Here is a 23,002-nt window from a genome sequence, read left to right on the forward strand (position 1 = left end):
CGCGCAGGAGAATAACCACCGCAACGGGTCGTACACCAAGACCGTCAATTCTGGCTACGGCGCGGTGGAAGTAACCGTGCCCAGGGATCGTGCCGGCACGTTTACTCCCCGCATGGTGCCCAAAGGCGCACGCCGGTTGACCGAGCTTGACGACATGATCGTCTCGCTCTACGCCGGTGGGATGACAGTGCGCGATATTCAGCACCATCTTGCGACCACGCTTGGGGTGGATATGAGCCCGGATACGATCAGTACCATTACCGATGCGGTCTTGGAAGAGGTCATGATCTGGCAAAACCGGCAGCTCGACGAGTTTTACCCGGTGATCTTCCTCGACGCGCTACGCGTGAAGATTCGTGACGGCCACCGCGTGGTCAACAAGGCTTGCTACATGGCAGTTGGTGTCGACATGGACGGCATCAAGCACATCCTGGGATTGTGGATCGCTGAGAATGAAGGCGCCGCATTCTGGGCATCGGTGTGCGCAGATCTGGCCAACCGCGGGGTCCAGGACGTGTTCATCGTGTGCTGCGACGGGCTCAAAGGCCTGCCGGAAGCTGTGGAGGCGACCTGGCCGAATTCCATGGTGCAGACCTGCATTGTGCACCTGATTCGGGCTGCGAACCGGTGGGTGTCTTATCAGGACCGCAAACTTGTCTCCCGCGCGCTACGTGAGGTCTACACCGCCAACAACGAGGAGACCGCACGCGCCAACCTGGATGCGTTCGAGGCCAGTGAACTGGGCCGGAGATACCCCCAGTCGGTCAAAGTCTGGCGCGACGCCTGGGAGCGGTTCGTGCCGTTTCTGCAGTTCCCGCCTGCGGCCAGGCGGGTGCTCTACACCACCAATTCGATCGAGTCGCTGAATGCTGAACTGCGTAAAGCTACTCGAAACCGGGGTCAGTTCCCGAACGATACCGCGGCGCTGAAGACGCTTTGGCTGATGATCTGCAACATCGAGGACAAGCGTGCTGCTCAGCGGGCGAAGAAAGCGAAGCGCGACATTGAGCGCAACGGCTATATTGAAGGGGCGAAAGCCACCGGGTGGAAACAAGCCATCAACCAACTAGCCGTGGCTTACCCCGACCGATTCGCGGACTACTTGTAAACCAAGCCCCCGCACACAAACAATCGGACACTCTCCCCCTTCTCGTCAAACACACACAGCTGCCATCAAACACATGGTCTTCTCGTCAAACACCCGACACCACACCCCACCGAAACAGCGAGCCAGACGAAGGCCGCCCTGAGTCGGCAACCACTTACTCCACCCCGCCCACCGCAGAGAGTGAACCCACTTCCCGGGGGCGCGTCGGCAACTTTCGGTCCCTATCAACACAACAGCCCCGAAAACGACCCCACGTTAACGGTTCTTGATTATGCTGTGCTCAAACACTCAGTTCGCTTCCCGTCCAGCGGGAGCAGCAGTGCAGTACAACACAAGGAGACCACAATGAGTGCCCCGAAGATCCGCGCAACGTCCATCGCCCTCCCCGCCTCGCTCGCCGCTGCCGTAATGGTGGCAGCACCTCTCGAGTCGTCGGCCTCCGAAGTAATCGTGAAGGGTGACAAGTGCACCTTTAACTACTCCGGCGACCTGGGTACTCCCTACACGAAGGTGCGCACCCGTACTATGACGAAGGCTCAGGCGCAGAAGGAGCTCGACCGGATCATCGCTAAGGAGAAGGCCTACCTGGACAAGGGCGGCAAGCGCCCGGCTACTGGTTCCTCGGAGGGGATTGATGACTACCTCGAGGTAAACGGAGCCGGGTCCTACCTGGCACCGGGCCTACGTGCGTGCATCAAGGGGCGGAACCTGTCGTACGACGAGTCGGAGTGGCAATCAGGGCTGTTCTACCCGGACGGCTCCCCGATGCCGGCAATGATCCTCTGGCCCACGCTTCTCGCGCTTCTCGTCGTCGGCGGGGTAGTCGGTGCCGCGTGGCCGCAGATCGCGCCGATGCTTCCGGCGGAAGTCACCGCGCTTATTCCGTAGCCGCGCACCACTCCGTTCCATCCGCTAGTATGTGCGAATAGTCAACTAGCTGAAAGGAGTGGCATGGCAGATCAACAGCGCCGCTACATCGAGGTCGAGACGGAGGGGCACCCCGATCTCGACCCGGACTTTCCTCCCTACAACCCTCGGCACGACAGCGAGGCGCTCCTCCTCTCCGCGCTTTTGTGGGCAGGTCAGCGCGGCGATCTCCAGACTGTCAACGAAGCCCTCAATATCGTCGAGGCGGGAGATTTCTACCGCCCTAACTACGCCAAGATCTTCCGAGCGATCCAGGAGCGTGCCGCGGAGGATCGCCCGACCGATTCAGCAACGGTGATCGCCACGCTGAGCGCCAAGGGCGCGAAAGACGGGATGACTACGCGCGACACCACCGAGCTCATGGCCACGCTCCTCGGCCTCCAGGCGAACGACCTGCTCGCCGCCGAGTACGCGCGCCAGGTCCTCTCTCTGTCGTACCGGCGCCAGTTTCGCCGCATGGTGCAGCGGCTCGCGCAGATCGCGGACGAGGCGCCCGAGGACGAGCTGTTTGCGCAGCTCGTCGCTCAAGGCAAGCAGCAGCGCGCGGCGTGGGAGCGGTTTGCTTATAGGCGCCACCCTGCCCCCGGCAGCCACGCCTCAGCTCGGAACTCCCGCTCCCGGCCGGAGAGCGGGTCGGTGAAGCCGAGGTAGACGGACGTGAGCAGCATCGGTCGGGAGAAGTCTTCGGTGCCGAAGGGGCGAATGGTGGGGTAGATGGGGTCGCCAAGGATTGGGGCACCGGCTGCGCACATCTGGATGCGCAGTTGGTGGGTCTTGCCGGTGACGGGCTCGAGGAGGTAGCTGGCCAGCGGCTCTGGGGTGGAATAGGTGGAGGCGAGGGAGGGGGACAAGGGGGCGTCGATAAGCGAAATCTGCGTGACGTGCGTGGTGGCATTGGGTGTGCCGGGGACGAGCGTGGCGGCGATGTCGCCGGTGACCTTGTGGATGCGGTGGCGCCACGTGGTGGGCGAGATCGGGCGGTGCGGCGCGATGGCGGTGTACTGTTTGCGCACCTCGCGGCGGGCGAAAAGTTCCTGGTAGGGGCCGCGGAGCTCGCGGCGTTTGGTGAAGAGGAGGAGGCCGGATGTCATGAGGTCGAGCCGGTGCGCCGGGGTGAGCTCCTCGTTGCCGGTCGCGCGGCGGAGGCGGACCGTGGCCGTTTCGGTGATGTGGGCGGCGCGCGGCATCGTGGCGAGGAAGGGCGGCTTGTTGATGACGAGGATGTCGTCGTCCTCGAACACCGTCGTGATCCGGTACGGGACCTCGCGCTCCGGGGCGGGGCGGCGGTAGAAGAAGACGTCGGTGCCGGGGGAGAGAATCCGGTCGGCGGCGATGGGCTGGCCGCTGCGCAGCACGACCTCGCCGTCGGCGAAACGGCGGGCTACGGCGTCGGGGGTGTCCTCGGGGTGGCGGTGGCGCTGGCTCGCGATGACTTCCGCGAGGAACTCGAAGGCGGTGAGCGGCGCGTCGGTCTCGGGCACGCGGACGCGGGAAGCGCCGAGGCCGTCGCGCGGGGGCAACGGCGGTGCGAGCTTGCTCTTTTTGCGGGCCATAGTATGTAGTAGCGTATCCGGCATGGACATTGGAGCAATGCTAGACCCAATTTTGCAGTTCTTTTCCGAGGGGATCGGTAAGGGCATCGCTGACCTGTTCGGGTTCCTGTACGAGGTCTTCTTCCCCGCCAACGCGGAAGCCGCCGAGAAGGTTGAGATTCCGCAGTAACAGCGACTGCGCCCCCGCCACCGCGCTACACTGAGGATATAACCAGTTCCCCAATCGAAAGGGCGGAGGCTATGAGCCGCGAAGAACGAGAAAACCTGGAAGACCGCGAAGACATCGTCGTTGTCGCCGTGGATGGCAGCCCCGCATCGCAGACTGCGGTGCGCTGGGCGGCAAACACCGCCATGAAGCGAGGCATCCCGCTGCGTCTGGCCTCCAGCTACACCATGCCCCAGTTCCTCTACGCGGAGGGTATGGTTCCGCCGCAAGAGCTTTTCGACGATCTCCAGCGCGAAACCCTGAAGAAGATCGACGAGGCCCGCGACATCGCCCTCGAGGTGGCGCCGGACATCAAGATCGGCCACGCCGTCGCCGAGGGCTCCCCGATTGACATGCTGCTGGAGATGTCGCGTAGCTCCACGATGGTGGTCATGGGTTCCCGCGGCCTGGGCGGGCTGTCCGGCATGGTCCTGGGCTCCGTCTCCGGCGCCGTCGTCTCCCACGCGTCCTGCCCGGTCGTGGTGGTGCGCGAGGACAACAACGTCACCGACGCCAACAAGTACGGCCCGGTTGTTGTCGGCGTCGACGGTTCTGAGGTGTCCCGTCGCGCCGTTGAGTACGCCTTTGAGGAGGCGAACGCTCGCAAGGCGGAGCTCGTGGCGGTGCACACCTGGATCGATACGCAGGTGCAGGCGCCGGGCGCCGGTTTCGCCGTGGACGATGACCGCTGGGCGGCCGTGCAAAAGGAAAAGGCCGACAAACTCGAGGAGTACCTGGGCACGCTGCGCGAGCAGTTCCCCAACGTCGAGGTGCGCACCCTCATCACCCGCGACCGTCCGGTCCGAGCGCTGACGGAGGCGTCGGAAGGCGCTCAGCTCCTGGTCACGGGCTCGCACGGCCGCGGTGGCTTCAAGGGCATGCTGCTCGGTTCCACCTCGCGCGCGCTGCTGCAATCCGCTCCGTGCCCGATGATGGTGGTCCGCCCGGAGGAGTAAGGTCTAGCGGTCCTCATATAAGCCGGGCATAATGGGAGGGCGAACGAAGGTACGCACGAATACGAAGGGAATTTTCTCACTATGACTCTGTCTATGGGCTTCATCGCCTGGATCATCATCGGCGGCATCGCGGGCTGGATCGCCTCCAAGATGCAGGGCCGCGACGCGCAGATGGGCATCGGTCTGAACATCGTCGTCGGCATCGTCGGCGGCCTCATCGGTGGTTGGGTCCTCGGCCTGTTCGGCGTTGACGTCGCCGGCGCCGGGTTGTTCTTCAGCTTCCTCACCTGCCTGCTGGGCGCGGCGATCCTCCTTGGCATCATCAACGCGGTGACCAACAAGCGCAAGTAGCGCTAGATCACGATTCGCCCCCGGATCGGCCTGCGGCTTACCGCAGCACCACCGGGGGCTTTCGCATGCGCGGGGTGAAAGATATGCCCGGCCGACTGGAATGTACGTACCGGTTTGTCTATATTGAGACCAGACGCAAAGACCGGAGGAAGTGAGGACGCAACGTGAGCAGTGGCACGGCGAAAAAGAAGACGACGACGACTCGTCGCCGCAACCGCCCGAGCCCGCGGCAGCGCCTCCTCGACGCGGCCACGAAACTCTTTACCGAGGAAGGCATCCGCGTCATCGGCATCGACCGGATCCTGCGCGAGGCCGACGTGGCGAAGGCGTCCCTGTACAGCCTGCTCGGCTCCAAGGACAACCTGGTCATCGCCTACCTGGAGCGCTTGGACGAGCAGTACCGGCAGCGGTGGGAGGAGCGCGCGGTCAAAGCCTCGAGCGCGGACGAGAAGGTCCTCGCCTTCTTTGACATGGCCATCGAGGCGGAACCGCAGCGCGAGTTCCGCGGCTCCCCGTTCCTCAACGCGGCGACGGAGTACCCGCGCCCCGACACCGAGTCGGAGCAGCGGATCGTGCAGACCTGCCTGAACCACCGCACCTGGATGCACGACACCCTCACGGAGCTGCTGAGCAACAAGAACGGCTACGACTCCTCGAACCAGGCGGACGAGCTGCTCATCTTCCTTGACGGCGGGATGTCGGGCGCGCGCCTGCTGCGCGACGTCGCACCGCTGCGCAAGGCGCGCGACCTGGCGGAAAGCCAGCTCGGCGCGCCGCCCGCAGACTACTCCATCTGATCCTGCTTCTGGCGCTTCTTGTCCCGCGCGAGCTGGCGGCTCGCCTCGTTGCGCGCCTTCTGGAGTGCCTTCCGCTCCTGCTTCTCGCGCGCTTTTTCCTGCTTGCGCTCGCGCTTCTCGGCGCGCAGCTCGCGGGCGATTGCGCCCGCCTCACCCGGGTGGCGCAGCGCGCGCAGGCGCTTCGCGCGGCGCGACCGTGTGCGCTCCTTGCGTGCGGCGCGTAGCTCCTCGGCCTTCTGCTTCGTCTCCGCCCAGAACTCGCGGTGCAGCGCCTCCGCCGGGTAGCGGCGGACCGTCCAGGCCCAGAAAAGGATCGTCTGCGTCATCGTCCACAGGTTGCCCGTGACCCAGTACAGCAGCACCGCGATCGGGACGATACCGGAGAGCCCGGCGGAGATGAGGCTCAGGGCGATGAGCGGAATGGCCCACCACAGCAGGCCGTAGGACTTCCGCGTCATCGCGTTCTCCCAGTCCAGCGTGGAGCGGTTGCGCATCTGCGAGATCGCAAGGTTGGAGCAGGTGAAGATGACGGCGGCGATCACCATGGGCAGGGCTACGGCCCGCACCTGCGCCTCCGTGGTGCCGAGAGCGGCGAGGTGTTCTGGGGGCATGGCCATGTAGGCGGGGAGGGGGGCGTCGAAAAGCGAAGCTGCCCGGAACGTCTCGAGGTCCTGCGGGGTGAGGATGCCGATGGTGTGGTTGTCGCCGTCCGTGGGCACGGCCATCCAGCGCAGCAGGCGGTAGAGGCCGATGAACACCGGGAACTGGATGAGCGCCGGGATGCAGCCGGCGAGCGGGTTGTAGTTGTGTTCGTCCTGGACCTTCTTCATGGCCTGCTTCTCCGCGGCGATGGCCTCCGGCGAGGTGGCGTCCGCGTACTGGGCCTTGATGCGCGCGAGGTGCGGCCGGACCAGGAAGCCGACGCGGCTGATGCGGTATTGCTGCAGCGCAAACGGCATGATGAGCGCGCGGACCGTGACCACGAGGAGGATCACGGAGGCGACCCACGCGGCGGAGGGGCCCATGCCCAGGACGTCTGCAAGCAGCCAGTGCCACAGCTTAATCACCGCAGAGACCGGGTAGACCAACATTTCCAGCATGCTGAGCAAGCGCCCCTTTCGTAGCGTCGTTCGCAGTGCCGCGCGCGAGCGGTCGTGGGTTAATGTTATGCCATGCCCGCAGCCCCACACCGCATCAGTGCCTCACAGGTCATCGGGGAACTCCTGCTCACCGCAGGCGCCCTCCTCCTCCTGTTCGCGTTCTACGAGTCGTTCTGGACCAACATCGCCTCCGGCGAGAAGCAGCATGAGGCGCAGCAGAAGCTCGAGCTGCAATGGGGCGACGGCTGGGTCAACCCGCGCGAGGCGAAAGCGCCGGCGCTTGGCGACGCCTTCGCGCGCATGTACATCCCTGCCTTCGGCCCCGACTACGAGTTCGCCATCATCGAGGGCGTGCAGGAACAGGAGCTGCTCGTCGGGCCGGGCCGCTACCCGGACACCCAGATGCCCGGCGAGAACGGCAACTTCGCCGTCGCCGGCCACCGCGTGGGCAAGGGCGCGCCCTTCAACGACCTGGGCGGGCTCAAGGCTTGCGACGCCATCGTGGTGGAAACCCAGACCCAGTGGGTGACCTACCGCGTGCTCCCCATGTCGCAGCAGCCGGACGAGCGCCGCGCCGAGACCGCGGACTGCCTGCCGGGCGAGATGAACGAGCGGGTGGCCACCGGCGACTACGGCAAGGTGCAGGGGCGCCACATCACGCTGCCCGGCGACATCGACGTGGTCAACCCGATGCCGGAGACGAAGTCCATGGAGGTGGTGGACGGCATGGAGGGCATCATGACGCTGACCACCTGCCACCCGCAGTTTTCCAACGCGGAGCGCATGGTGGTCCACGCGATGCGCACCGAGGTCCTGCCGAAGAACCCGGAGGGCAACACCCTCCCGAGCGCGATGTCGGAGGTGAAGTAGCGCATGTACGCATTCCTGTGGCGCAAGCTGCCGGGCAACACGTGGGTCAAGGCCCTCATCACCGTCGTCGTCCTGGTCGCGGTGTTCTTCCTGCTGATGGAGGTCGTGTTCCCGTGGATCTCGGCGATGATGCCGTACAACGACGTCGCCGTCTAGCGCCGTCTAGCGCCGTTTAGCGCCGTTTAGCGCCGTTGAGCGCCGTCTAGTCCGTCCATGTCTAGTCCGTCCATGTCTAGTCCGTCCATCGCGGCACCGGCGGCACCCAGCGCTCAAGCCTGTCCAGCAGCTCGTTCGGGTCGTCCGCGACGACGAGGTGGTCGCGGTCCGTCTGCCGCACGAACCCGTTGTGCACCATGTGATCCACCATGTCCAGCAGCGGCTGCCAGAACTCGCTGCCAAGCAGCCCGATTGGCTTGGAGTGCAGCCCGAGCTGCTGGCTCGTCCATTCCTGGAACAGCTCGTCCAGCGTGCCCGTCCCGCCGGGCAGCGCCACGATCGCGTCGCCCTGCTGACTCATCATCGCCTTGCGCTCCGCCATCGACCCGACCAGCTCGAGCCGGTCCAGCCCGTCGAATTTGAGCTCGTAGTTGGCCAGCTGCGTCGTGAGCACGCCGAGCGAGGAGCCGCCGCTTGCCGACGCCCCCGCGGCCACCGCTCCCATCACGCCCACCTTGCTCCCGCCGTAGACCAGGGTAGCGCCGCGCCGGGCGAGTGCCTCGCCGAGCAGGCGGCCCTGCTCGAGGTATTCCGGGCGCTTGCCGGGGTTGGCCCCGGCGAAGACGGTGACGGCGCGCAGCCGGCGCGGGCGCAGCGCCGGGAAGATCCGCGAGGCGAGCAGGGGCGCGATCTGCCGGTCGCCGGGCTCCTCCGGGTCGATCCAGGCGGCCTCGGCGATCTCCGCCGCGGGCGCCGGCGCGGCGGGCGGGGCGGGGTGCACGTACACGGTCGAGGTGACGGTGTGCCCCGGCTCGTTTGACGCCTCCGCGCTGAAGCGGCCCAGGTAGCTCAGGTGCGAGCGTTCGACCTCCACGCCGATCTCCTCGCGCGTCTCGCGCAGCGCGGCGTCCAGGGGGCTCTCGCCGGGCTCGAGTTTGCCGCCCGGCAGCTGGTAGCGGGGGCTGGAGTGCTTGCGCACGCACAGCACCCGCCCTTCCTCGTCGCGGAAGACGATTGCGGCGACGATGATCTCTGCGAGTGGCTGGTCTGGGGGCGTTACGTGTTCGGTCACAGGCCCAGGGTAGCGATAACTTGCTCCGCCACGTGTTGGGCCTTCACCGACTCGTCCTGGTTGGTAAACACGGTGACGGCGTGAGAGCCCTTGGCCACCGAGTATGCGGCACCGATCCGGTCGGGGACCTCGCCGCCGCCGTGGCGCCCGCCGTTCCACCCGACCGGCTGGTCCGCGGGCGAGGTGTACGCGATCGGCGTGGCCCAGTCCACCACCTGCATCGCCGCCTCCGGGCTGTCCATGTGGCGCACCACCACCGTCAGCTGCGGCTCCTCCGGGTAGGACCAGAACTGGCAGGCGGGCGTGTCGAAGCGTTCGTCGATGCCCACGCCCGTGACGCGCTGCCCGTTGGTCTGCGCCACCCACTCCGTATCCAGGTAGGGGCAGTCGACCCACCCGTTGCGGTCCGTCGCCGGCAGCGCCTCGACGGGCAGCCCGGAGTCTGGCGCGGCCGCTTCCGTCGGCTCCTCACCCGCGGTGCCTGCTCCGCCCTCGCTACCGCTGCCGCACGCGGCGAGCGCGAGACCGGTTGCCACGAGCACGGGGGTCATCCACACAGTGGGTAGTGTCAAACGCATGAGCTCTAGACTAGCCAGCGCGGCGCAGCCGACCGCAGACGTGCCGGACAACAAGGCGCTCGACACCGGCATCACGGTGCTCGCCGTGTGCCTCGTGCTCGTCTCCCTCGGCGCGCTGGCCCGGATGCCGCTGAACCTGGCGCTGCTACAGATCCTCCTGGTCTCCTCCTTCTCCTTCGTCCTGTTCTACGGCATGGTGGAGATGCACCGATGGGGCCGCTGGATGCGCGGCCTGTGGTGCCTCGCGCTCACCGCGGTGTGGGTCGCGGATATGACCATCTCACCGGTCGCGGTCTACTGGGTCTTCATCCTCTTCTTCGTCTTCCTCCGCGTCTTTAACAACTGGCGCGGCCTCCTCCTTGTCGCCGCCGGCCTCATCATCTCCGTCCTCATCCAGATCCCGGGCGGGCTCACCCTCGGCGGCGTCCTCGGCCCGGTCCTTTCCGCCGCGGTCGTGGTGGCCATCAACTACGCGTTCACCACCATCGGACGGGTGAGCAAGGAGCGGGAGGCGCTTATCGACGAGCTGCTTTCCACCCGCGACAAACTGGTCGCCACCGAGCGCGCCGCCGGCGTGGCGCAGGAGCGCGAGCGCCTCGCGCACGAGATCCACGACACGGTGGCGCAGAACCTGTCCTCGATCCAGATGCTGCTCCACGCCGCCGAGCGGGACCTCGCGGGCCTGGACGTCCCGGCCGAGCAGCTGGAGGCACCGCTGAAGCGGATGGAGACGGCGCGCCGGGCTGCGTCCAACAACTTGGCGGAGACGCGGGCGATGATTGCGGCGTTGGCGCCGGCCCCGTTGAGTGAGACGTCGTTAAGCGATGCCCTCACCCGCATCGCGGGCGACCTGGAGACGGCGAGCGACATGCGCATTGAGATCGACACGGACGGGGAGGCGCAGCAGCTGCCGATGCGCACCGAGGCCGGGCTGCTGCGGATCGCGCAGGGGGCGATGGCGAACGCGGTGAAGCATTCGGGCGGGACGCGGATGCGGGTGACGCTGACGTACGGAGCGGGGGAGGTGCGCCTGGACGTGGTGGATAACGGCCACGGGTTCGACACGGAGGCGCAGGCGGAGCAGCCCGCGGGGCTGGGGCACCTGGGGCTGGACGCGATGCGCTCGCGCGCCGCGGAGCTGGGCGGGGAGCTGGTGGTGGAGTCCGCGCCGGGTGGACCTACGGCGCTTTCGGTCGCGGTACCGAGTAATGTCAATCAAAAGAATGATGCGGCCAACCGCATCGACGAAGATAAGGACGAGGTGAACGATGATCCGGGTGCTGCTGGCCGATGACCACGAAATTGTGCGGCTCGGGCTGCGCTCCGTGCTCGAGGCGGCGGAGGACATCCGCGTCGTGGGTGAGGTGGCGACCGCCGAGGCCGCAATCGCGACCGCGCAGGCGGGCGGCATCGACGTGATCCTGATGGACCTGCGCTTCGGCGCCGGGTCCGAGGGCGCGCGGGTGACCACGGGCGCGCAGGCGACGGCGGAGATCCGCTCCAGCATGGCGACGCCGCCGAAGGTGCTGGTGGTGACCAACTACGACACGGACGCGGACATCCTGGGCGCGATCGAGGCCGGCGCGGTGGGATACTTGCTCAAGGACGCGCCGCCGGAGGAGCTGCTCGCCGCGGTGCGCTCCACCGCGCGCGGCGACGCCTCACTGTCGCCGGTCGTGCGCGACAAGCTGGAGACGCGCGACAGGGCGCCGCGTTCCTCGCTTACGCCGCGCGAGCTGGAGGTGCTGCAGCTGGTGGCCGAAGGCTCCTCGAACCGGGAGATCGGCCAGCAGCTCATGCTGTCGGAGGCAACGGTGAAGTCGCACCTGGTGCACATCTACGACAAGCTGGGGGTGCGCTCGCGGACGTCGGCGGTGGCGTCGGCACGCGAGCAGGGGGTGCTGTAACCCCCAAGAGCTCCGAGAGCCCCGAGGCTTAGCGGGACTTCTTGGCGATCTCCGCGCCGAGTGTGTCCAGCTCCTCCTCCACGGTGCCGTACGCCAGGCGGCGCTGCTCCGGGTTGAGGTGCTCCGCGTCGCGCACGTTGCGCGCCAGCTCGTTGAGGCGCACCTTCGCGTCGCCGGAGAAGCCAGACGGCAGGTTGTCGGCGGACTCGACGGAGGTACGCAGGGCGTCAATACGCGCCTTGAGCTCGGCGCCGCGGCCGGAGTGGCGCGCGAGGTCCTGCGGGTTGACACCCAGGCCGGCGGCGCGGGAGTTCATGCGGCTCTGCTGGTAGGAGGTGTACGCCTTGTACGCCAGCGGCAGCAGGATGGGCACGAGGATGCGCGACGCGCCGACCCACTGCTTCGCCTTCTTCTGCGTAAAGCCGGTCTGCTCGATGCGCTTCAGGTGCGCCTCGGCCAGCTGCTTCTCGTGCTTGCGCTTACGCTTCAGGCCCTTCTTCTCTTCCTTGATCAGGCGCTTTTCTGCCTTGTCCAGCAGCTTCGCCGTCTTCTGATCGGCCTTCGCCTGCTCCTTGGCCATCTTGCGGGCGCGCGCCTCGGCGGCCTTGATCTCCGCCTTCGTCCTCGCGCGGGCCTTGCGGATCGCTTCAAAAACTCCCATTGGGGTGGTGCTCCTTGGTCGTGTCGTTTTTCGCTGTCCCGATCTTACCCGCCGTCCAGGTAATGTGGTCCATATTGTGAATGAGCCGTTTCAGGTCCGTCCCGCGGACCTCGTGGGATGCAGGTTCCGGTTGCGCCAGCGTTGGGCGCACCCGGAGATCGGTCCAACCCCGAGCGGCGAGTCCCGCCAGGCGCAGCTCGAGGCCGCCCGCGAACTCGTCTTCGCCGCGCTGCCCACGAAGCGGGCGGTTGGCGACGGCCGCCGGAAAGCCTTCGTCCGCGTCGACCTCCCGCCGGCCACGACCCCTACCGAGCTGCTCAGCCGCGACGCGGAGACGCGCGCGGCGATGCGCCGCGGTGCCCACCTGATCACGCGCGCGGTCCTCTGCGGCACGCTCGAGGGGATCCGCGTGGTGGACGAAATCGACGTGCTCGTGCGCACCGACGACGGCTACCTCCCCGTCATCGTGTCCAACCACCGCGTCGCGCGCAAGGACCCGGAGTCCAGCACGCGGATGGTGCCCACCGGCCGGCTCGGGCTGGGCAAACCGCTCGCGGTGCGCGCCAAGCCGCGCCACCACACCATCGACGGCTACCGCCTCGCCATGGCGGAACTCCTGCTCGGCGACTCCGCCACCGGCCTCGGCGCGAGCATCGGCCAGGACCGCGAGCGCGCCTACCTCGGCGAGGTCACCCGGTTCGTGCCGCCGATGCTGCGCGCGCTCGGCGCACCGATCCCGGACGAGCCGCTGCGCCTCAAGCAGTGCGCGGGCTGCCGGTTCTGGCAGCTCTGCGAGCCGCGCCTGCGCGAACTCGACGACATCTCGCTCGTCTTCTCCGGCGGCCGGGGCGACGCGTGGCGCGACAGGGGGATCGTCACGGTGCAGGGGCTTATCGACGCCTCCTGCGGCGAGGCGTCGGTAATCGCCCGCTCCTGGCGCGAGGGTATCCCTGTGCTGCGACGCCAAGGGCCGATCCGCGTGCCGCGCGCCGACGTGGAGATCGACGTGGACATGGAGGCGTACCTGGACCAAGGCGCCTACCTGTGGGGCGCGTACGACGGCGCGGTGTACCGCGCGTTTGTCACTTGGGACGACGTGGGAGGCGAGGCCGAGGAACGCAACTTCACGCAGTTCTGGCGCTGGCTGATGGGCGTGCGCGACGCGGCGCACGCGGCGGGCAAGACGTTTGCGGCCTACTGCTACGCGGCGGGCGGCGAGAACCACTGGATGAAGTCGTCTGCCAAGCGCTTCGACTCCGTGGAGCTGGCCGAGGTGCAGGCCTTCATCGCTTCCGACGAGTGGGTGGACGTGTTCGCGCACGTGCGCACGCACCTGGTGGGCACCGACGGGCTGGGCCTCAAAGTCCTCGGGCCGGTGGTGGGGTTCACCTGGGAAGACGACGACGTGGACGGCGAGGTCTCCGTGGCGCTGCGCCGCGCAGCGCGGGAGGGCGGCGTCGACGGCGCGGCGGCGCGGGAGACGCTGCTGCGCTACAACGAGGACGACTGCCGGGCCACGCGCGCCGTGCGCGAGTTCCTCGACGCGGGCGCGCCGGGCCTGCCGCTACTCTGAGCGCTTCTCCGCCACGGCGAGCGCGACCGCGATGGCGATGAGCGCGCCCAGCAGCGCCGCGAGCACGGCCACGAACCCCGCCCACGGCAGCGCCTCAAACGCTTGGCCCGTCGCCGCCCCCAACAGCGACGATCCCATGTAGTAGCAGAACACGTAGAGGCTCGACGCCTCCGCGCGGTCCTTCTCCGCAATCAGCCCTACCCAGCCGGACGCCGTGGAGTGCAGGGCGAAGAAACTGGCGGTGAAGAGGAGCAGCCCCACCAGCGTGACGATGAGGTTGCCGCTCGACCCGATGAGCGCGCCGGTGAGCATGAGCACCGCGGCGGCGAGCACGACCCGGCCGCGACCGAAGCGGGAGACGAAGCTGCCCGCCCGCGCGCTCGACCACGTGCCGGACAGGTACATCACGTAGGTCAGGCCCGCCAGCGACGGCGCGAGCCCGAAATCATTGATGGCGCGGAACCCGAAAAAGTTGTACATGGACACGAACACGCCCATGGCGATGAACGCGGTGGCGACCAGCCCGACCAGGCGCGGGTTGCGCAGGTGGCCGGCCACGGCGCGGACCTCGGCGCCCGGGCGGATCGACGCCTTCGGGCGGAAGTTGCGCTGCTCCGGCAGCAGGATGGCGGTGGCGACGGCCAGGGCGAGGCTCACCGCGGCGCTCGTGGCCAGCGCCCAGCGCCAGTCGGTGACCTCGAGCATGAACGCCGGGATGAGGCGGCCGGTCAGCCCGCCGACCGAGGTGCCCGCGATGTAGAGCCCCATCGCGCCGGCGAGGTCGCGCTCGTCCAGCTCCTCCGACAGCCACGCCATCGCCACCGCGGGCGTGCCCGCGAGCAGCGCTCCCTGGAGCGAGCGCAGCACCACGAGCTGCTCGATGCTCTGCGCCAGCGGCAACGTCAGCCCGAGCGCGGTGGCGGCGAGCGCGGAGATGACCAGTACGCGGCCGCGCCCGAACTTCTCCGACAGGATCGACGCCGGCACCACGCACACCGCGAGCGCGCCCGTCGCGGCGGACACGGTGAGCGCGGCGGTGGACGGGTCGATCCCCATCTCGTGCGTGAGCGTGGGCAGCAGCGCCTGCGTGGCGTAGAGCGAGGAGAAGATCGCCAGGCCGACGAGGAGCATGCCTATCGACGCCCTGCGATACTCAATCGTGCCCTTCCTCATAAGGACTTATGGTCCACCTTTTTGCGCGCTCCCGCAACGGTTTCGCCGGATTTCCTGTGGCGTGCCCATAAAAAACCGCGCCGGCCACGCGGGTGCGTGGTCGGCGCGGGGTGCGGCGTCTTACTCGGGCCTTACTAGGACCTTACTTGGACGCAGCGGCGAGGCGCTCGTTGACGTCGTCCCAGTTGACGACGTTCCACCAAGCCTTGACGTAATCAGCCTTGACGTTCTTGTACTGCAGGTAGAACGCGTGCTCCCACATGTCCAGCATGAGGACCGGGGTGAAGTCAACGGAGATGTTGCCCTGCTGGTCGGTCAGCTGCTGGATGATCAGGCGGCCAGCGATGTGGTCGTAGCCCAGGACGGCCCAGCCGGAGCCCTGCAGGCCGGTGGCGACGCCAGCGAACTGCTTCTGGAATGCCTCGAAAGAACCGAAGTCGCGGTCGATGGCCTCGGCGATTGCGCCGGTCGGGTTGCCGCCAGCGTTCGATGCCATGTTCTTCCAGAAGATGGAGTGGTTGGTGTGGCCACCCAGGTTGAACGCGAGGTTCTTGGACAGCGCGCGCAGCTTGTCCGGGTTTGCCTCGCCGTTGCGCTCAGCCTCGAGGGCCTCGAGCGCAGCGTTCGCGCCAGCGACGTAAGTTGCGTGGTGCTTGTCGTGGTGCAGCTCCATAATCTCCTTGGAGATGTGGGGCTCAAGCGCGTCGTATGCGTACGGGAGTTCCGGAAGCTCGTAAACAGCCATTGTGCTAAATCCTTTCGTCAGCTTGTGATGACGTGCCCCATAGTAGACAAAAACTCATTTCGTGCAATGAAAATATCCGTGGAATTTCCGGGGCCCAATTGTTAGTTATTAGACACATGGGATTCCTTTTTGCACTGACACCTGAGCTCGTTCCGGCCGACCAGACGCTGCCCGGCCGCGCGGAGCCGCTGCTGCCAAACCCCCAGCTGCACGCCGTGCTGGGCACCCCGATTACCGGGCCGTGGAAGCCGGAGCAGCGCCGCTTGCGCATCGCCATTGGCTGCTTCTGGGGCGTGGAGAAGATGTTCTGGGAGCTCGACGGGGTGGAGTCCACCTCCGCGGGCTACGCCGGCGGGCAGACTCCCAACCCCACCTACGCCGAGGTGTGCGGCGGCAGGACCAACCACGCGGAGACCGTCGAGGTGGTCTACGACCCGGAAACGATCAGCCTGAAGGACCTGGTGCGCACCGCGCTCGAGGCGCACGACCCCACGCAGGGCTACCGTCAGGGCAACGACCACGGCACCCAGTACCGCTCCGCCTTCTACCCGGACACGGAAGAGGAAGCGGAACAGATCCGGCAGTGGTGCGACGAGTACGGCCGCCAGCTCAAGGAGGCCGGCTACGGGGACATGACCACTGAGGTCCGCGCGGACGTGGACTACTACCTGGCGGAGGAACAGCACCAGCAGTACCTGCACAAGGTGCCCAACGGCTACTGCCCGCACCACTCCACGGGCGTCGCCTGCGGGATCTAAGCGCGCAGCTTCGTCGCGTCCGCCGCGATCCACCGGTTGATGCGCTCCAGCTCGGCGTTGGTGAGCCCGCCGTCGAGCACCTTGTTCCACGCCGCGACGGTCTCGGCGTGGTAGTTGTGCCCGTGCGGGGCGGCGAAGTCCTTGGAGTTGATCTGGTCGATACCCACCTGCCAGAAGGTGACAAACGGCCACCAGCGCAGCGTGTCCAGCACGTCTAAGTGCTGGGCGGCGGGGGCGGGGACCCCGCGCGAGCCGGGTTCCTTGAGCCAGTCGGGGGCCCGCCACAGCAAGCTCCAGTCCCACCACACGATGGGGTCCGAGGCGTGTTGGGCGAAGACGGCGCGGGGGAACTCCCACGGGGCGTCGTACTCGTTGCCCGCATAGTCGTGGTCCAGGTGGTCGGGGTGGGAGATGAAGCGGAAGTGGCGGCCGCCGTCCACGACGGGGAGGCGCTGTGGGCTGCCCTCTTCGCGCCGTCGCGTCAGCGCCGCGTGGGCGGCGCAGAACGCCGGCGCCCCCGTGAACACGCCGCCGGAGGTGCGGGCGAGCAGCTCCTCGGGTGCGTGGAAGGCGTCGGCGACGCCGTAAGCGCCGAGGGACTCTCCGCCGACGTAGAGCTTGGGCTGGCGGTGGGCGTCGAGAAGCGAAATGCGGTTGCGAATCGCATTGATGAGGATGCGGGAGGACTGGACGGCGGATTCGCGGTCCGCCATGTAGGAGTAGAGCGACGGGACGTAGGAGTACTGCATGGCCACGATGGCGCAGTCGCCGCGCGCGACGAACTCGAAGCCGGAGGTGTGGAAGTCATTGATCCAGCCGGTGCCGGCGGCGGAGAGGACCGCGATGTGGCGGCGCGACCAGGCGTCGGTGCGGTCCATCTCGCGCAGGGCGGCGGCGGCCATCTCTTCGTAGGAGCGGCTGCGGTCGCCGTCGCGAAGCGCGATGAAGATGCGGATCGGCTCCTTGACCTTGTCGGGGGATTCGCCCAGGACCAGACCGATGTCGCGCTTGCGCGGCCCGCCCGCGACCACCGCGCGGCCCTGGCGGCCCATCCTGCGCCACGCCTCGCCGGACGCGGGCGAGCCCGTGCGCTCCGGCTCGCGCGGCTGCGCGGCGCCCGGGAGGAACTGCCGGTTAAGCTCCTCCGCCTCCTTGTACACGTTGGAGAGGAAGTTGCGCACCACCAGGCGATCCGTGAACAGGTAGGCGCCCGCGCCCACCGCGAGAATTGCCAGCGGCCACGAGGTCACGGGCGGGAGACGGCGGCCGAAGACGGCGTTGATGCGGTCGACGGAGGTCTGCAGGGCCTCGCCAAGCAGCAGCGTCGCGCCGTACCCCAGCGTGCCCACCGCTAAGCCGGCCACCGTGTCGGCCGCCCGCACCGGGCGCGGGTTCTCCACCAGCCGCTCCTGCCGGGCATGCACGCTTAACGACGCCCCGTAGGCCGCCATCGTCATCGAGCTCATCACGATGCGCGCCGGGTTGGCGTGCCGCCCCCGCGGCCCGCTCGTCCCGCAGGCCCGCGCGACGCTGCCCACGCCCGAGCCGATCATGTGCCCGACGGCCTGGCAGATCGCCACGTTCGCGGCGGTGGTCCACCAGCGGCGGGGCAGCAGCGAGGGCGCGACCGCGCCCCACGAGGCGATTTCCGCGCCGATCACCCCGGAGCGGAAGTTGTTGGGCAGGCGGCGCAGGCCCTGCAGGCGGACGATGGGGGAGAGGTCCGCGAGGATTTCCACGGCGGCGAGCGGGGCGGCCAGCACGCCGTGGCGGTCGAAGCTGTACCGGCCGCGGGCGCGCCGCACGGCCCGACGCGCCGAGTCGATACCGGCGGTGAGGCGGGAAAGGGGCGCGGTGGCGTCGATAAGCTTGGGTGTGCCCATGCCCAGCATTATGACAAAGTTTCTCCGGTCGCGCGGGGGCGCAACCCGTTGTAGGTTTGGGCACTGTGAGGCAGACGAACATTGTTGCGCACCGCGGATTTTCCGGCATGTACCCCGAGCTGACCAGGCGAGCGTTTGAGGAAGCGCTGAAGCTCCCCATCCACGGCATCGAGTGCGACGTGCGCCTCTCGCGCGACGGCAAGCTCGTCGTCTTCCACGACGCGAACGTCTCGCGCACCACGAACGGGCGCGGGCGCGTCGACTGCATGGACTACGCGCAGCTGCGCGAGCTGAACTGCGGCACCGACGAGGACCCGCAGCAGATCATGCTGCTGGAGGAGCTGCTGGAGCTCATGCAGGACTACCCGGACAAGCACCTCTACATCGAGACGAAGCACCCCACCCTCTACGGGCCCGAGGTGGACGAGCAGACGCTGCGCGTGCTCACCTACGCGGGGCTGCTGCACAGCGAGCGCATCCACATCATCTCCTTCTCCCACAAGGCGGTGCGCTACTTCACGCACATGGCGCCGCAGCTGGAGACCTACTACCTGTTCCGCGTGCGCGAGAAGCGGTGGAACCCGCGCGGCACCATGCTGTCGCGCCCGTACGGCGTCGGCCCGTCCATCCAGCACCTGCAGGCGCGGCAGCAGCTGGTCGGGCTGCGCGGGCTGAAGACGTACACGTGGACCGTGAACACGCCGCGGCAGATGATGTGGTGCCGTGACCACAACGTGGACGTCCTGGCCACCGACCTGCCCAACCTGGCGCTGGAGACGTTCGCGCGCGCGGACGCCACGAGCGTGCCCGCCCCGGCACCTGCGAGTTAAGGAGACTCCATGGATTCCAACATTCCCGGCATCGTCGCGCACCGCGGATTCAACGGCTGCTACCCGGAGAACACGCGCCGCGCCTTCGAGGAGGCGCTCAAGCTGGACATCTACGGCATCGAGTGCGACGTGAACATGACGAAGGACGGCCAGGCCGTGGTGATCCACGACCTCTCCGTGGACCGCACCGCCATGACCGCCGACGGCGAGCGCGCCACCGGTGAGGTCGCGGAGCTGACGCTGGAGGAGATCCGCCAGCTCAACTTCGGCACTCCGGAGGACCCGCAGCAGATCATGCTGCTCAGCGAGCTGCTCGACCTCCTCGCCCAGTACCCGGGAAAGCACCTGCTCATTGAAACGAAGCACCCGTCCCCGTTCGGCGCCGAGCTGGACGAGGAGGTCGCGCGGGTCGTGCGCGCGCACGGCATGGACACCGGCGAGCAGGTGCACCTCATCTCCTTCAACCCGGAGGCCATCGAGCGCTTCCGCGAGCTGCTGCCTGAGCTGCGCTCCTTTGCCCTGATGAGCCCGACCGAGCCGCTGCCGGTGGACTTCGGCCAGGCCACGGGCCCAGGTCCGTCCGTGCGCCAGGCGCAGGCGGAGCCGGAGGCGCTCGGCGCGGCCGACCAGCCGTCCTACGTGTGGACCGTCAACCTGCCGCGCGAGATGCAGTGGTGCCGCGCCCGCGGGGTGGACCTCATGGCCACGGACCTGCCGCAGCTCGCGCTGGAAACGTTCGCGGGCGAGTAGCGCGCTTCCGGTAGATTTGACCGCATGGCTAAGAAGAAGCGTAAGAAGCAAGAGGACCTGCCCGAGGGCATGAGCCGCCGCCAGGCCAAGATGGCCGCGCGCGCGAAGGAGCGCGAGGCGCTGCAGAAGGATCCCCGCCCGTTCGGCGGGCTCGCCGCTGAGGCCGAGTTGATCGCGCTGCAGGAGTTCGTGCCGTCGGCAAGCGCGAAGTTCCAGGTCAAGGGCGAGGACGTCACCGTGGCCACCGTGCTGCCGGGCGCGGCCGCGGCGATGGTGCGCGAGAGCGGCGAGCGGCTCGTGGCCCTGCAGGTCGGCGCGCACTCGCAGAACCCCGGCCGCGACCTCGCGTACGCGCTGAGCTGGGTGCTCGAGGCGAAGCCGGGCGAGACGCTCCAGTCCACCGCCGCCGATGGGAGCCAGCCGGAGCTCAAGGCGCTTGTCGACGCCACCTTCACCCCCGAGATCACCGTTCACAACGACTTCAACTGGTGGTTCGCCGAGGGCGAGGACGTCCCCGCGCAGCTGCGGCAGGCGATGAACCAGGCGAACGGCGCTGTGTGGCCGTCCGCCGAGGTCAGCGCGGGCGTGCCGGGCGCCGTGTGGTGGGTCAACCCGGGTGGCGGGAAGGCGCACATCCGCTGGATCCGCACGGAGGACAACGAGTCGCAGGTGCTCAACGCGCTCGCGCGCATCGCCGCGAAGGGCGAGCTGGTGCTGGGCGAGGGCACGAAGTTCGCCGGTGCGTTCCGCACCCACGGCGTGGTCGTGCCGGTGTGGGACCTGGACCCGGAGGTCGCTCCGGAGTCCTACGCGGAGGCGCTGAAGGCGCTGGACGCGAAGCTGGAGGCGGAGCTGGGCAACGACGCGCAGCTCACCGCCGCCGAGCGCAAACAGCTGGACAACATCAAGTCGCGCCAGGTGACCATCTAAACCCAGCTGAAGGACAGTTGTCGCGCAGAGCTTTTGTACATCTCTTGCAGATCTCTTGAAGTTTGCAAGTAGTTTTCTCGGGGAGAACTTTCTGTCAACCGGATGTTCACCCGGGGCCTCTAAGTTCTTGCGCATGCAACCCACATCGCAGACGCGCGCGCGGATTCCCGCGGTCTCCGAAGTCCCGGAGGTTTCCGAGGAGTACGCGCGCAACCCGCGCAAACGGAAGATTGATTGGCGGCAGATCGGCCTGGCCGCGCTGCTCATCGGCCCGAACCTGCTGCTCCTCATTCTGTTTACCTACCGGCCGCTGGTAGATAACATCCGCATCTCCTTCTACGACTGGAACATCTCCTCGCCGACGATGCACTTTGTCGGCCTGCAGAACTATATTGACTGGTTCCAGGCCCCGGACACCGGGCGCGTGGTGTTTAACACCGTCGTGTTCACCTTCTTCGCCGTCGCCGGCTCCATGGTGATCGGGCTGGCGCTGGCGCTGCTGCTGGACCAGAAGCTGTTCGGCCGCGCCGCGGTGCGCTCCATGGTTTTCGCTCCCTACGTCATCGCCGGCGCGGCGATCGGCGTGGCCTTCCAGTTCGTCTTCGACCCCTCCTACGGCCTCATCCAGTTCTTCCTGGGCAAGATCGGGGTGGACGTGCCCAACTTCTACCAACAGCAGAACTGGGCGCTGTTCATGGTCACCGTCACCTACGTGTGGAAGAACGTGGGCTACGTCTTTGTCATCTATCTCGCCGCGCTGCAGGGGCGCCGCCGCGACCTGGACGAGGCCTCGGAGATCGACGGCACCTCGCCGGCGCGCCACTTCTTCCGCGTGGTCCTGCCGCAGCTGCGCGGCACGACCTTCTTCCTGCTCATCACGGTGCTGCTGAACTCCTTCCAGGTCTTCGACATCATCAACGCCATGACCGGCGGCGGTCCGTTCGGCTACGGCACCTCCACGATGGTGTTCCAGGTCTACCAGGAGACGTTTGTGAACAACCGCGCCGGCTACGGCGCCGCGGTGGCCACGATCATGTTCCTCGTGGTCCTCATCATCACGGTCATCCAGGTGAAGATGCAGGAAAGGATGGAGAAGTAGATGTCTACGAAGCAGACCATCCCGGCGGTCACGCACACCGCTGCCCACAGCGCACCGCAGGGCGACCTGCCCCCGGTGCCGGGCTCCCAGTCCGACGCGGAGCCGGTGATCACGGAAACGCAGCGCAAGCGCAAGGGCGCGCCGATGGACCATTCGCACCCGGCGGTGAAGGTGCTGGGCTACATCGCGCTCGTGCTGACGGTGCTGGTGATCATGGTGCCGCTGTACTTCATCTTCATCACCAGCTTTAAGTCGTTCCAGGATGTCTACTCGGATCCGATCTCGTTTTGGCCCAACCCGTTCAAGGCGGAGAATTACTCGTACGTGTGGCAGACCTCCGGCTTTGCCAGCTACCTGAAGAACTCCGTCATCATCACGCTCGTGCTCACCATCATTGAGGTGGTCCTCGGCGTGCTGTCGGCCTACGCCTTCGCGTTCTTGCGCTTCCCGGGCCGCAACCTGCTGTTCCTGCTCATCATCGCCTCGCTGATGGTGCCCAACCAGATCACCATCATCTCTAACTACTCGCTGGTGGCGTCGTTGGGCTGGCGCGATACCTACGCCGGTGTGATCATCCCGCTGGCCGGCGTCGCCTTCGGCGCGTTCCTTATGCGCAACCACTTCCAGTCGCTGCCGCCTGAGATCCTGGAGGCCGCCCGCATGGACGGCGCGGGCTTCTTTACCACCCTCTTCCGTGTGGTGCTGCCCATGTCGTGGCCGACGCTTTCCGCGTTCGTCCTGATCACCGTGGTCAACGAGTGGAACCAGTACCTGTGGCCGTTCCTGATCACGGACACCCCGGCGGCGGCCACGCTGCCCGTCGGCCTGACTCGCCTGCAGGACGCCGAGGGCGTGACCAACTGGGCCCCGGTGATGGCCGGCACCGTGCTGACCACCCTGCCCATGATCATCATCTTCCTCATCCTGCAGAAGCCGATGATCAAGGGCCTCACCGCTGGTGCGGTGAAGGGCTAGGCGCTTTTCGACGCCACCGTCACCCCCACCAACCGCAACACTTCC

General features: G+C 67.3%; 26 protein-coding genes. 18 read left to right on the top strand and 8 right to left on the bottom strand.

The window, feature by feature from the left end; genetic code table 11:
* From OVO38_RS05740 to OVO38_RS05750, 3 genes are all read left to right on the top strand, one after another.
* Positions 1–1,108, top strand: a 1,108-nt coding sequence (locus tag OVO38_RS05740; RefSeq protein ID WP_267207972.1) for an IS256 family transposase, incomplete at its 5' end; no start/stop codon positions are given.
* A gap of 345 nt (positions 1,109–1,453) precedes the next feature.
* Entirely contained in the window at positions 1,454–1,996 is a 543-nt protein-coding gene (locus OVO38_RS05745) for a hypothetical protein (protein WP_267207973.1), read from the top strand.
* Between the two features lie 63 nt (positions 1,997–2,059).
* Positions 2,060–2,686 carry a DnaB-like helicase N-terminal domain-containing protein gene (locus OVO38_RS05750; RefSeq protein WP_267207974.1) on the top strand — a complete coding sequence of 209 codons (627 nt, stop codon included), beginning with the start codon at positions 2,060–2,062 and terminating at the stop codon, positions 2,684–2,686.
* On the opposite strand, the gene OVO38_RS05755 is transcribed toward OVO38_RS05750, so the two are convergent.
* Positions 2,599–3,675 carry a pseudouridine synthase gene (locus OVO38_RS05755; RefSeq protein WP_416358575.1) on the bottom strand — a complete coding sequence of 359 codons (1,077 nt, stop codon included), beginning with the start codon at positions 3,673–3,675 and terminating at the stop codon, positions 2,599–2,601. The two genes, OVO38_RS05750 and OVO38_RS05755, sit on opposite strands and share 88 nt — an antisense overlap.
* Between OVO38_RS05755 and OVO38_RS05760 the strand changes: the two genes are divergently transcribed.
* The 4 genes from OVO38_RS05760 (at position 3,611) to OVO38_RS05775 (ending at position 5,897) form a co-directional block, all read left to right on the top strand.
* Positions 3,611–3,757, top strand: a complete 147-nt coding sequence (locus OVO38_RS05760) for a hypothetical protein (RefSeq protein WP_267207976.1) — start codon at positions 3,611–3,613, stop codon at positions 3,755–3,757. The two genes, OVO38_RS05755 and OVO38_RS05760, sit on opposite strands and share 65 nt — an antisense overlap.
* A gap of 71 nt (positions 3,758–3,828) precedes the next feature.
* Positions 3,829–4,749, top strand: coding sequence for a universal stress protein (locus OVO38_RS05765; RefSeq protein ID WP_095537421.1), 921 nt, complete (start codon positions 3,829–3,831; stop codon positions 4,747–4,749).
* Positions 4,750–4,830: 81 nt separating this feature from the next.
* Positions 4,831–5,100 carry a GlsB/YeaQ/YmgE family stress response membrane protein gene (locus OVO38_RS05770; protein WP_095535964.1) on the top strand — a complete coding sequence of 90 codons (270 nt, stop codon included), beginning with the start codon at positions 4,831–4,833 and terminating at the stop codon, positions 5,098–5,100.
* Between the two features lie 164 nt (positions 5,101–5,264).
* Complete coding sequence (locus OVO38_RS05775) at positions 5,265–5,897, top strand: TetR/AcrR family transcriptional regulator (protein ID WP_154879574.1); 633 nt, start codon at positions 5,265–5,267, stop codon at positions 5,895–5,897.
* Here OVO38_RS05775 and yidC read toward each other — a convergent pair.
* A complete protein-coding gene (yidC, locus tag OVO38_RS05780; RefSeq protein WP_267207977.1) occupies positions 5,885–6,997 on the bottom strand; it encodes a membrane protein insertase YidC in 1,113 nt (370 codons plus the stop codon). The two genes, OVO38_RS05775 and yidC, sit on opposite strands and share 13 nt — an antisense overlap.
* Before the next feature lie 72 nt (positions 6,998–7,069).
* Between yidC and OVO38_RS05785 the strand changes: the two genes are divergently transcribed.
* Together OVO38_RS05785 and OVO38_RS05790 are read left to right on the top strand one after the other, a co-directional pair.
* On the top strand, positions 7,070–7,867 hold the full coding sequence (locus OVO38_RS05785; protein ID WP_095535967.1) for a class E sortase: 798 nt from the start codon (positions 7,070–7,072) through the stop codon (positions 7,865–7,867).
* A 3-nt stretch (positions 7,868–7,870) separates the two neighbouring features.
* Positions 7,871–8,023, top strand: a complete 153-nt coding sequence (locus OVO38_RS05790) for a hypothetical protein (RefSeq protein WP_095278866.1) — start codon at positions 7,871–7,873, stop codon at positions 8,021–8,023.
* 76 nt (positions 8,024–8,099) lie between these two features.
* Here the strand turns inward: OVO38_RS05790 and OVO38_RS05795 are convergent, their stop codons facing one another.
* Positions 8,100–9,095 (bottom strand): TIGR00730 family Rossman fold protein, encoded by a 996-nt coding sequence (locus tag OVO38_RS05795; RefSeq protein WP_267207978.1) that lies wholly within the window; start codon positions 9,093–9,095, stop codon positions 8,100–8,102.
* Positions 9,092–9,673, bottom strand: a complete 582-nt coding sequence (locus tag OVO38_RS05800) for a DUF2020 domain-containing protein (protein WP_122086246.1) — start codon at positions 9,671–9,673, stop codon at positions 9,092–9,094. The genes OVO38_RS05795 and OVO38_RS05800 overlap by 4 nt, the downstream gene beginning before the upstream one ends.
* Between OVO38_RS05800 and OVO38_RS05805 the strand changes: the two genes are divergently transcribed.
* Positions 9,672–10,967 (top strand): sensor histidine kinase, encoded by a 1,296-nt coding sequence (locus tag OVO38_RS05805; protein WP_095546271.1) that lies wholly within the window; start codon positions 9,672–9,674, stop codon positions 10,965–10,967. The genes OVO38_RS05800 and OVO38_RS05805 overlap by 2 nt on opposite strands.
* Positions 10,942–11,580 carry a LuxR C-terminal-related transcriptional regulator gene (locus OVO38_RS05810; protein WP_095278870.1) on the top strand — a complete coding sequence of 213 codons (639 nt, stop codon included), beginning with the start codon at positions 10,942–10,944 and terminating at the stop codon, positions 11,578–11,580. The genes OVO38_RS05805 and OVO38_RS05810 overlap by 26 nt, the downstream gene beginning before the upstream one ends.
* Positions 11,581–11,608: 28 nt before the next feature.
* Here the strand turns inward: OVO38_RS05810 and OVO38_RS05815 are convergent, their stop codons facing one another.
* The gene (locus tag OVO38_RS05815) at positions 11,609–12,241 is read right to left on the bottom strand and encodes a DUF6474 family protein (RefSeq protein ID WP_239216714.1); all 633 of its coding nucleotides are present in this window, start codon (positions 12,239–12,241) and stop codon (positions 11,609–11,611) included.
* A 76-nt stretch (positions 12,242–12,317) separates the two neighbouring features.
* Between OVO38_RS05815 and OVO38_RS05820 the strand changes: the two genes are divergently transcribed.
* A complete protein-coding gene (locus tag OVO38_RS05820; RefSeq protein ID WP_239216713.1) occupies positions 12,318–13,814 on the top strand; it encodes a TM0106 family RecB-like putative nuclease in 1,497 nt (498 codons plus the stop codon).
* On the opposite strand, the gene OVO38_RS05825 is transcribed toward OVO38_RS05820, so the two are convergent.
* On the bottom strand, positions 13,806–14,987 hold the full coding sequence (locus OVO38_RS05825; protein ID WP_267207979.1) for an MFS transporter: 1,182 nt from the start codon (positions 14,985–14,987) through the stop codon (positions 13,806–13,808). The two genes, OVO38_RS05820 and OVO38_RS05825, sit on opposite strands and share 9 nt — an antisense overlap.
* A gap of 142 nt (positions 14,988–15,129) precedes the next feature.
* Positions 15,130–15,732, bottom strand: a complete 603-nt coding sequence (locus OVO38_RS05830) for a superoxide dismutase (protein ID WP_095278874.1) — start codon at positions 15,730–15,732, stop codon at positions 15,130–15,132.
* Positions 15,733–15,848: 116 nt separating this feature from the next.
* On the opposite strand from OVO38_RS05830, the gene msrA reads away from it, so the two are divergent.
* Entirely contained in the window at positions 15,849–16,490 is a 642-nt protein-coding gene (gene msrA, locus OVO38_RS05835; protein ID WP_267207980.1) for a peptide-methionine (S)-S-oxide reductase MsrA, read from the top strand.
* Here msrA and OVO38_RS05840 read toward each other — a convergent pair.
* The gene (locus OVO38_RS05840; RefSeq protein WP_267207981.1) at positions 16,487–18,373 is read right to left on the bottom strand and encodes an alpha/beta-hydrolase family protein; all 1,887 of its coding nucleotides are present in this window, start codon (positions 18,371–18,373) and stop codon (positions 16,487–16,489) included. The genes msrA and OVO38_RS05840 overlap by 4 nt on opposite strands.
* Positions 18,374–18,438: 65 nt before the next feature.
* Here OVO38_RS05840 and OVO38_RS05845 point away from each other — a divergent pair, with 65 nt between their 5' ends.
* From OVO38_RS05845 to OVO38_RS05865, 5 genes are all read left to right on the top strand, one after another.
* The gene (locus OVO38_RS05845) at positions 18,439–19,203 is read left to right on the top strand and encodes a glycerophosphodiester phosphodiesterase family protein (RefSeq protein WP_233127012.1); all 765 of its coding nucleotides are present in this window, start codon (positions 18,439–18,441) and stop codon (positions 19,201–19,203) included.
* A 9-nt stretch (positions 19,204–19,212) separates the two neighbouring features.
* Positions 19,213–19,953, top strand: a complete 741-nt coding sequence (locus OVO38_RS05850) for a glycerophosphodiester phosphodiesterase (protein ID WP_095554083.1) — start codon at positions 19,213–19,215, stop codon at positions 19,951–19,953.
* 24 nt (positions 19,954–19,977) lie between these two features.
* On the top strand, positions 19,978–20,883 hold the full coding sequence (locus OVO38_RS05855) for a DUF5926 family protein (RefSeq protein WP_267207982.1): 906 nt from the start codon (positions 19,978–19,980) through the stop codon (positions 20,881–20,883).
* A gap of 133 nt (positions 20,884–21,016) precedes the next feature.
* The gene (locus OVO38_RS05860; RefSeq protein ID WP_095537437.1) at positions 21,017–21,982 is read left to right on the top strand and encodes a carbohydrate ABC transporter permease; all 966 of its coding nucleotides are present in this window, start codon (positions 21,017–21,019) and stop codon (positions 21,980–21,982) included.
* 144 nt (positions 21,983–22,126) lie between these two features.
* Positions 22,127–22,957 (top strand): carbohydrate ABC transporter permease, encoded by an 831-nt coding sequence (locus OVO38_RS05865; protein ID WP_233127024.1) that lies wholly within the window; start codon positions 22,127–22,129, stop codon positions 22,955–22,957.
* Positions 22,958–23,002: the final 45 nt, after the last annotated feature.

Origin of the sequence: Corynebacterium sp. Marseille-P8863 (assembly GCF_946902955.1) — a bacterium.
Lineage (GTDB): Bacteria > Actinomycetota > Actinomycetes > Mycobacteriales > Mycobacteriaceae > Corynebacterium > Corynebacterium gottingense.

Coding starts and splice junctions, on each gene's coding strand:
- OVO38_RS05800 (WP_122086246.1), bottom strand. CDS start 9,673: ATGCGTTTGACACTACCCACTGTGTGGATGACCCCCGTGCTCGTGGCA.
- OVO38_RS05755 (WP_416358575.1), bottom strand. CDS start 3,675: ATGCCCTTACCGATCCCCTCGGAAAAGAACTGCAAAATTGGGTCTAGC.
- OVO38_RS05790 (WP_095278866.1), top strand. CDS start 7,871: ATGTACGCATTCCTGTGGCGCAAGCTGCCGGGCAACACGTGGGTCAAG.
- OVO38_RS05860 (WP_095537437.1), top strand. CDS start 21,017: ATGCAACCCACATCGCAGACGCGCGCGCGGATTCCCGCGGTCTCCGAA.
- msrA (WP_267207980.1), top strand. CDS start 15,849: ATGGGATTCCTTTTTGCACTGACACCTGAGCTCGTTCCGGCCGACCAG.
- OVO38_RS05865 (WP_233127024.1), top strand. CDS start 22,127: ATGGACCATTCGCACCCGGCGGTGAAGGTGCTGGGCTACATCGCGCTC.
- OVO38_RS05830 (WP_095278874.1), bottom strand. CDS start 15,732: ATGGCTGTTTACGAGCTTCCGGAACTCCCGTACGCATACGACGCGCTT.
- OVO38_RS05760 (WP_267207976.1), top strand. CDS start 3,611: ATGGACATTGGAGCAATGCTAGACCCAATTTTGCAGTTCTTTTCCGAG.
- OVO38_RS05805 (WP_095546271.1), top strand. CDS start 9,672: ATGAGCTCTAGACTAGCCAGCGCGGCGCAGCCGACCGCAGACGTGCCG.
- OVO38_RS05825 (WP_267207979.1), bottom strand. CDS start 14,987: ATGAGGAAGGGCACGATTGAGTATCGCAGGGCGTCGATAGGCATGCTC.
- OVO38_RS05745 (WP_267207973.1), top strand. CDS start 1,454: ATGAGTGCCCCGAAGATCCGCGCAACGTCCATCGCCCTCCCCGCCTCG.
- OVO38_RS05840 (WP_267207981.1), bottom strand. CDS start 18,373: ATGGGCACACCCAAGCTTATCGACGCCACCGCGCCCCTTTCCCGCCTC.
- OVO38_RS05855 (WP_267207982.1), top strand. CDS start 19,978: ATGGCTAAGAAGAAGCGTAAGAAGCAAGAGGACCTGCCCGAGGGCATG.
- OVO38_RS05850 (WP_095554083.1), top strand. CDS start 19,213: ATGGATTCCAACATTCCCGGCATCGTCGCGCACCGCGGATTCAACGGC.
- OVO38_RS05815 (WP_239216714.1), bottom strand. CDS start 12,241: ATGGGAGTTTTTGAAGCGATCCGCAAGGCCCGCGCGAGGACGAAGGCG.
- OVO38_RS05810 (WP_095278870.1), top strand. CDS start 10,942: ATGATCCGGGTGCTGCTGGCCGATGACCACGAAATTGTGCGGCTCGGG.
- yidC (WP_267207977.1), bottom strand. CDS start 6,997: ATGCTGGAAATGTTGGTCTACCCGGTCTCTGCGGTGATTAAGCTGTGG.
- OVO38_RS05785 (WP_095535967.1), top strand. CDS start 7,070: ATGCCCGCAGCCCCACACCGCATCAGTGCCTCACAGGTCATCGGGGAA.
- OVO38_RS05770 (WP_095535964.1), top strand. CDS start 4,831: ATGACTCTGTCTATGGGCTTCATCGCCTGGATCATCATCGGCGGCATC.
- OVO38_RS05750 (WP_267207974.1), top strand. CDS start 2,060: ATGGCAGATCAACAGCGCCGCTACATCGAGGTCGAGACGGAGGGGCAC.
- OVO38_RS05765 (WP_095537421.1), top strand. CDS start 3,829: ATGAGCCGCGAAGAACGAGAAAACCTGGAAGACCGCGAAGACATCGTC.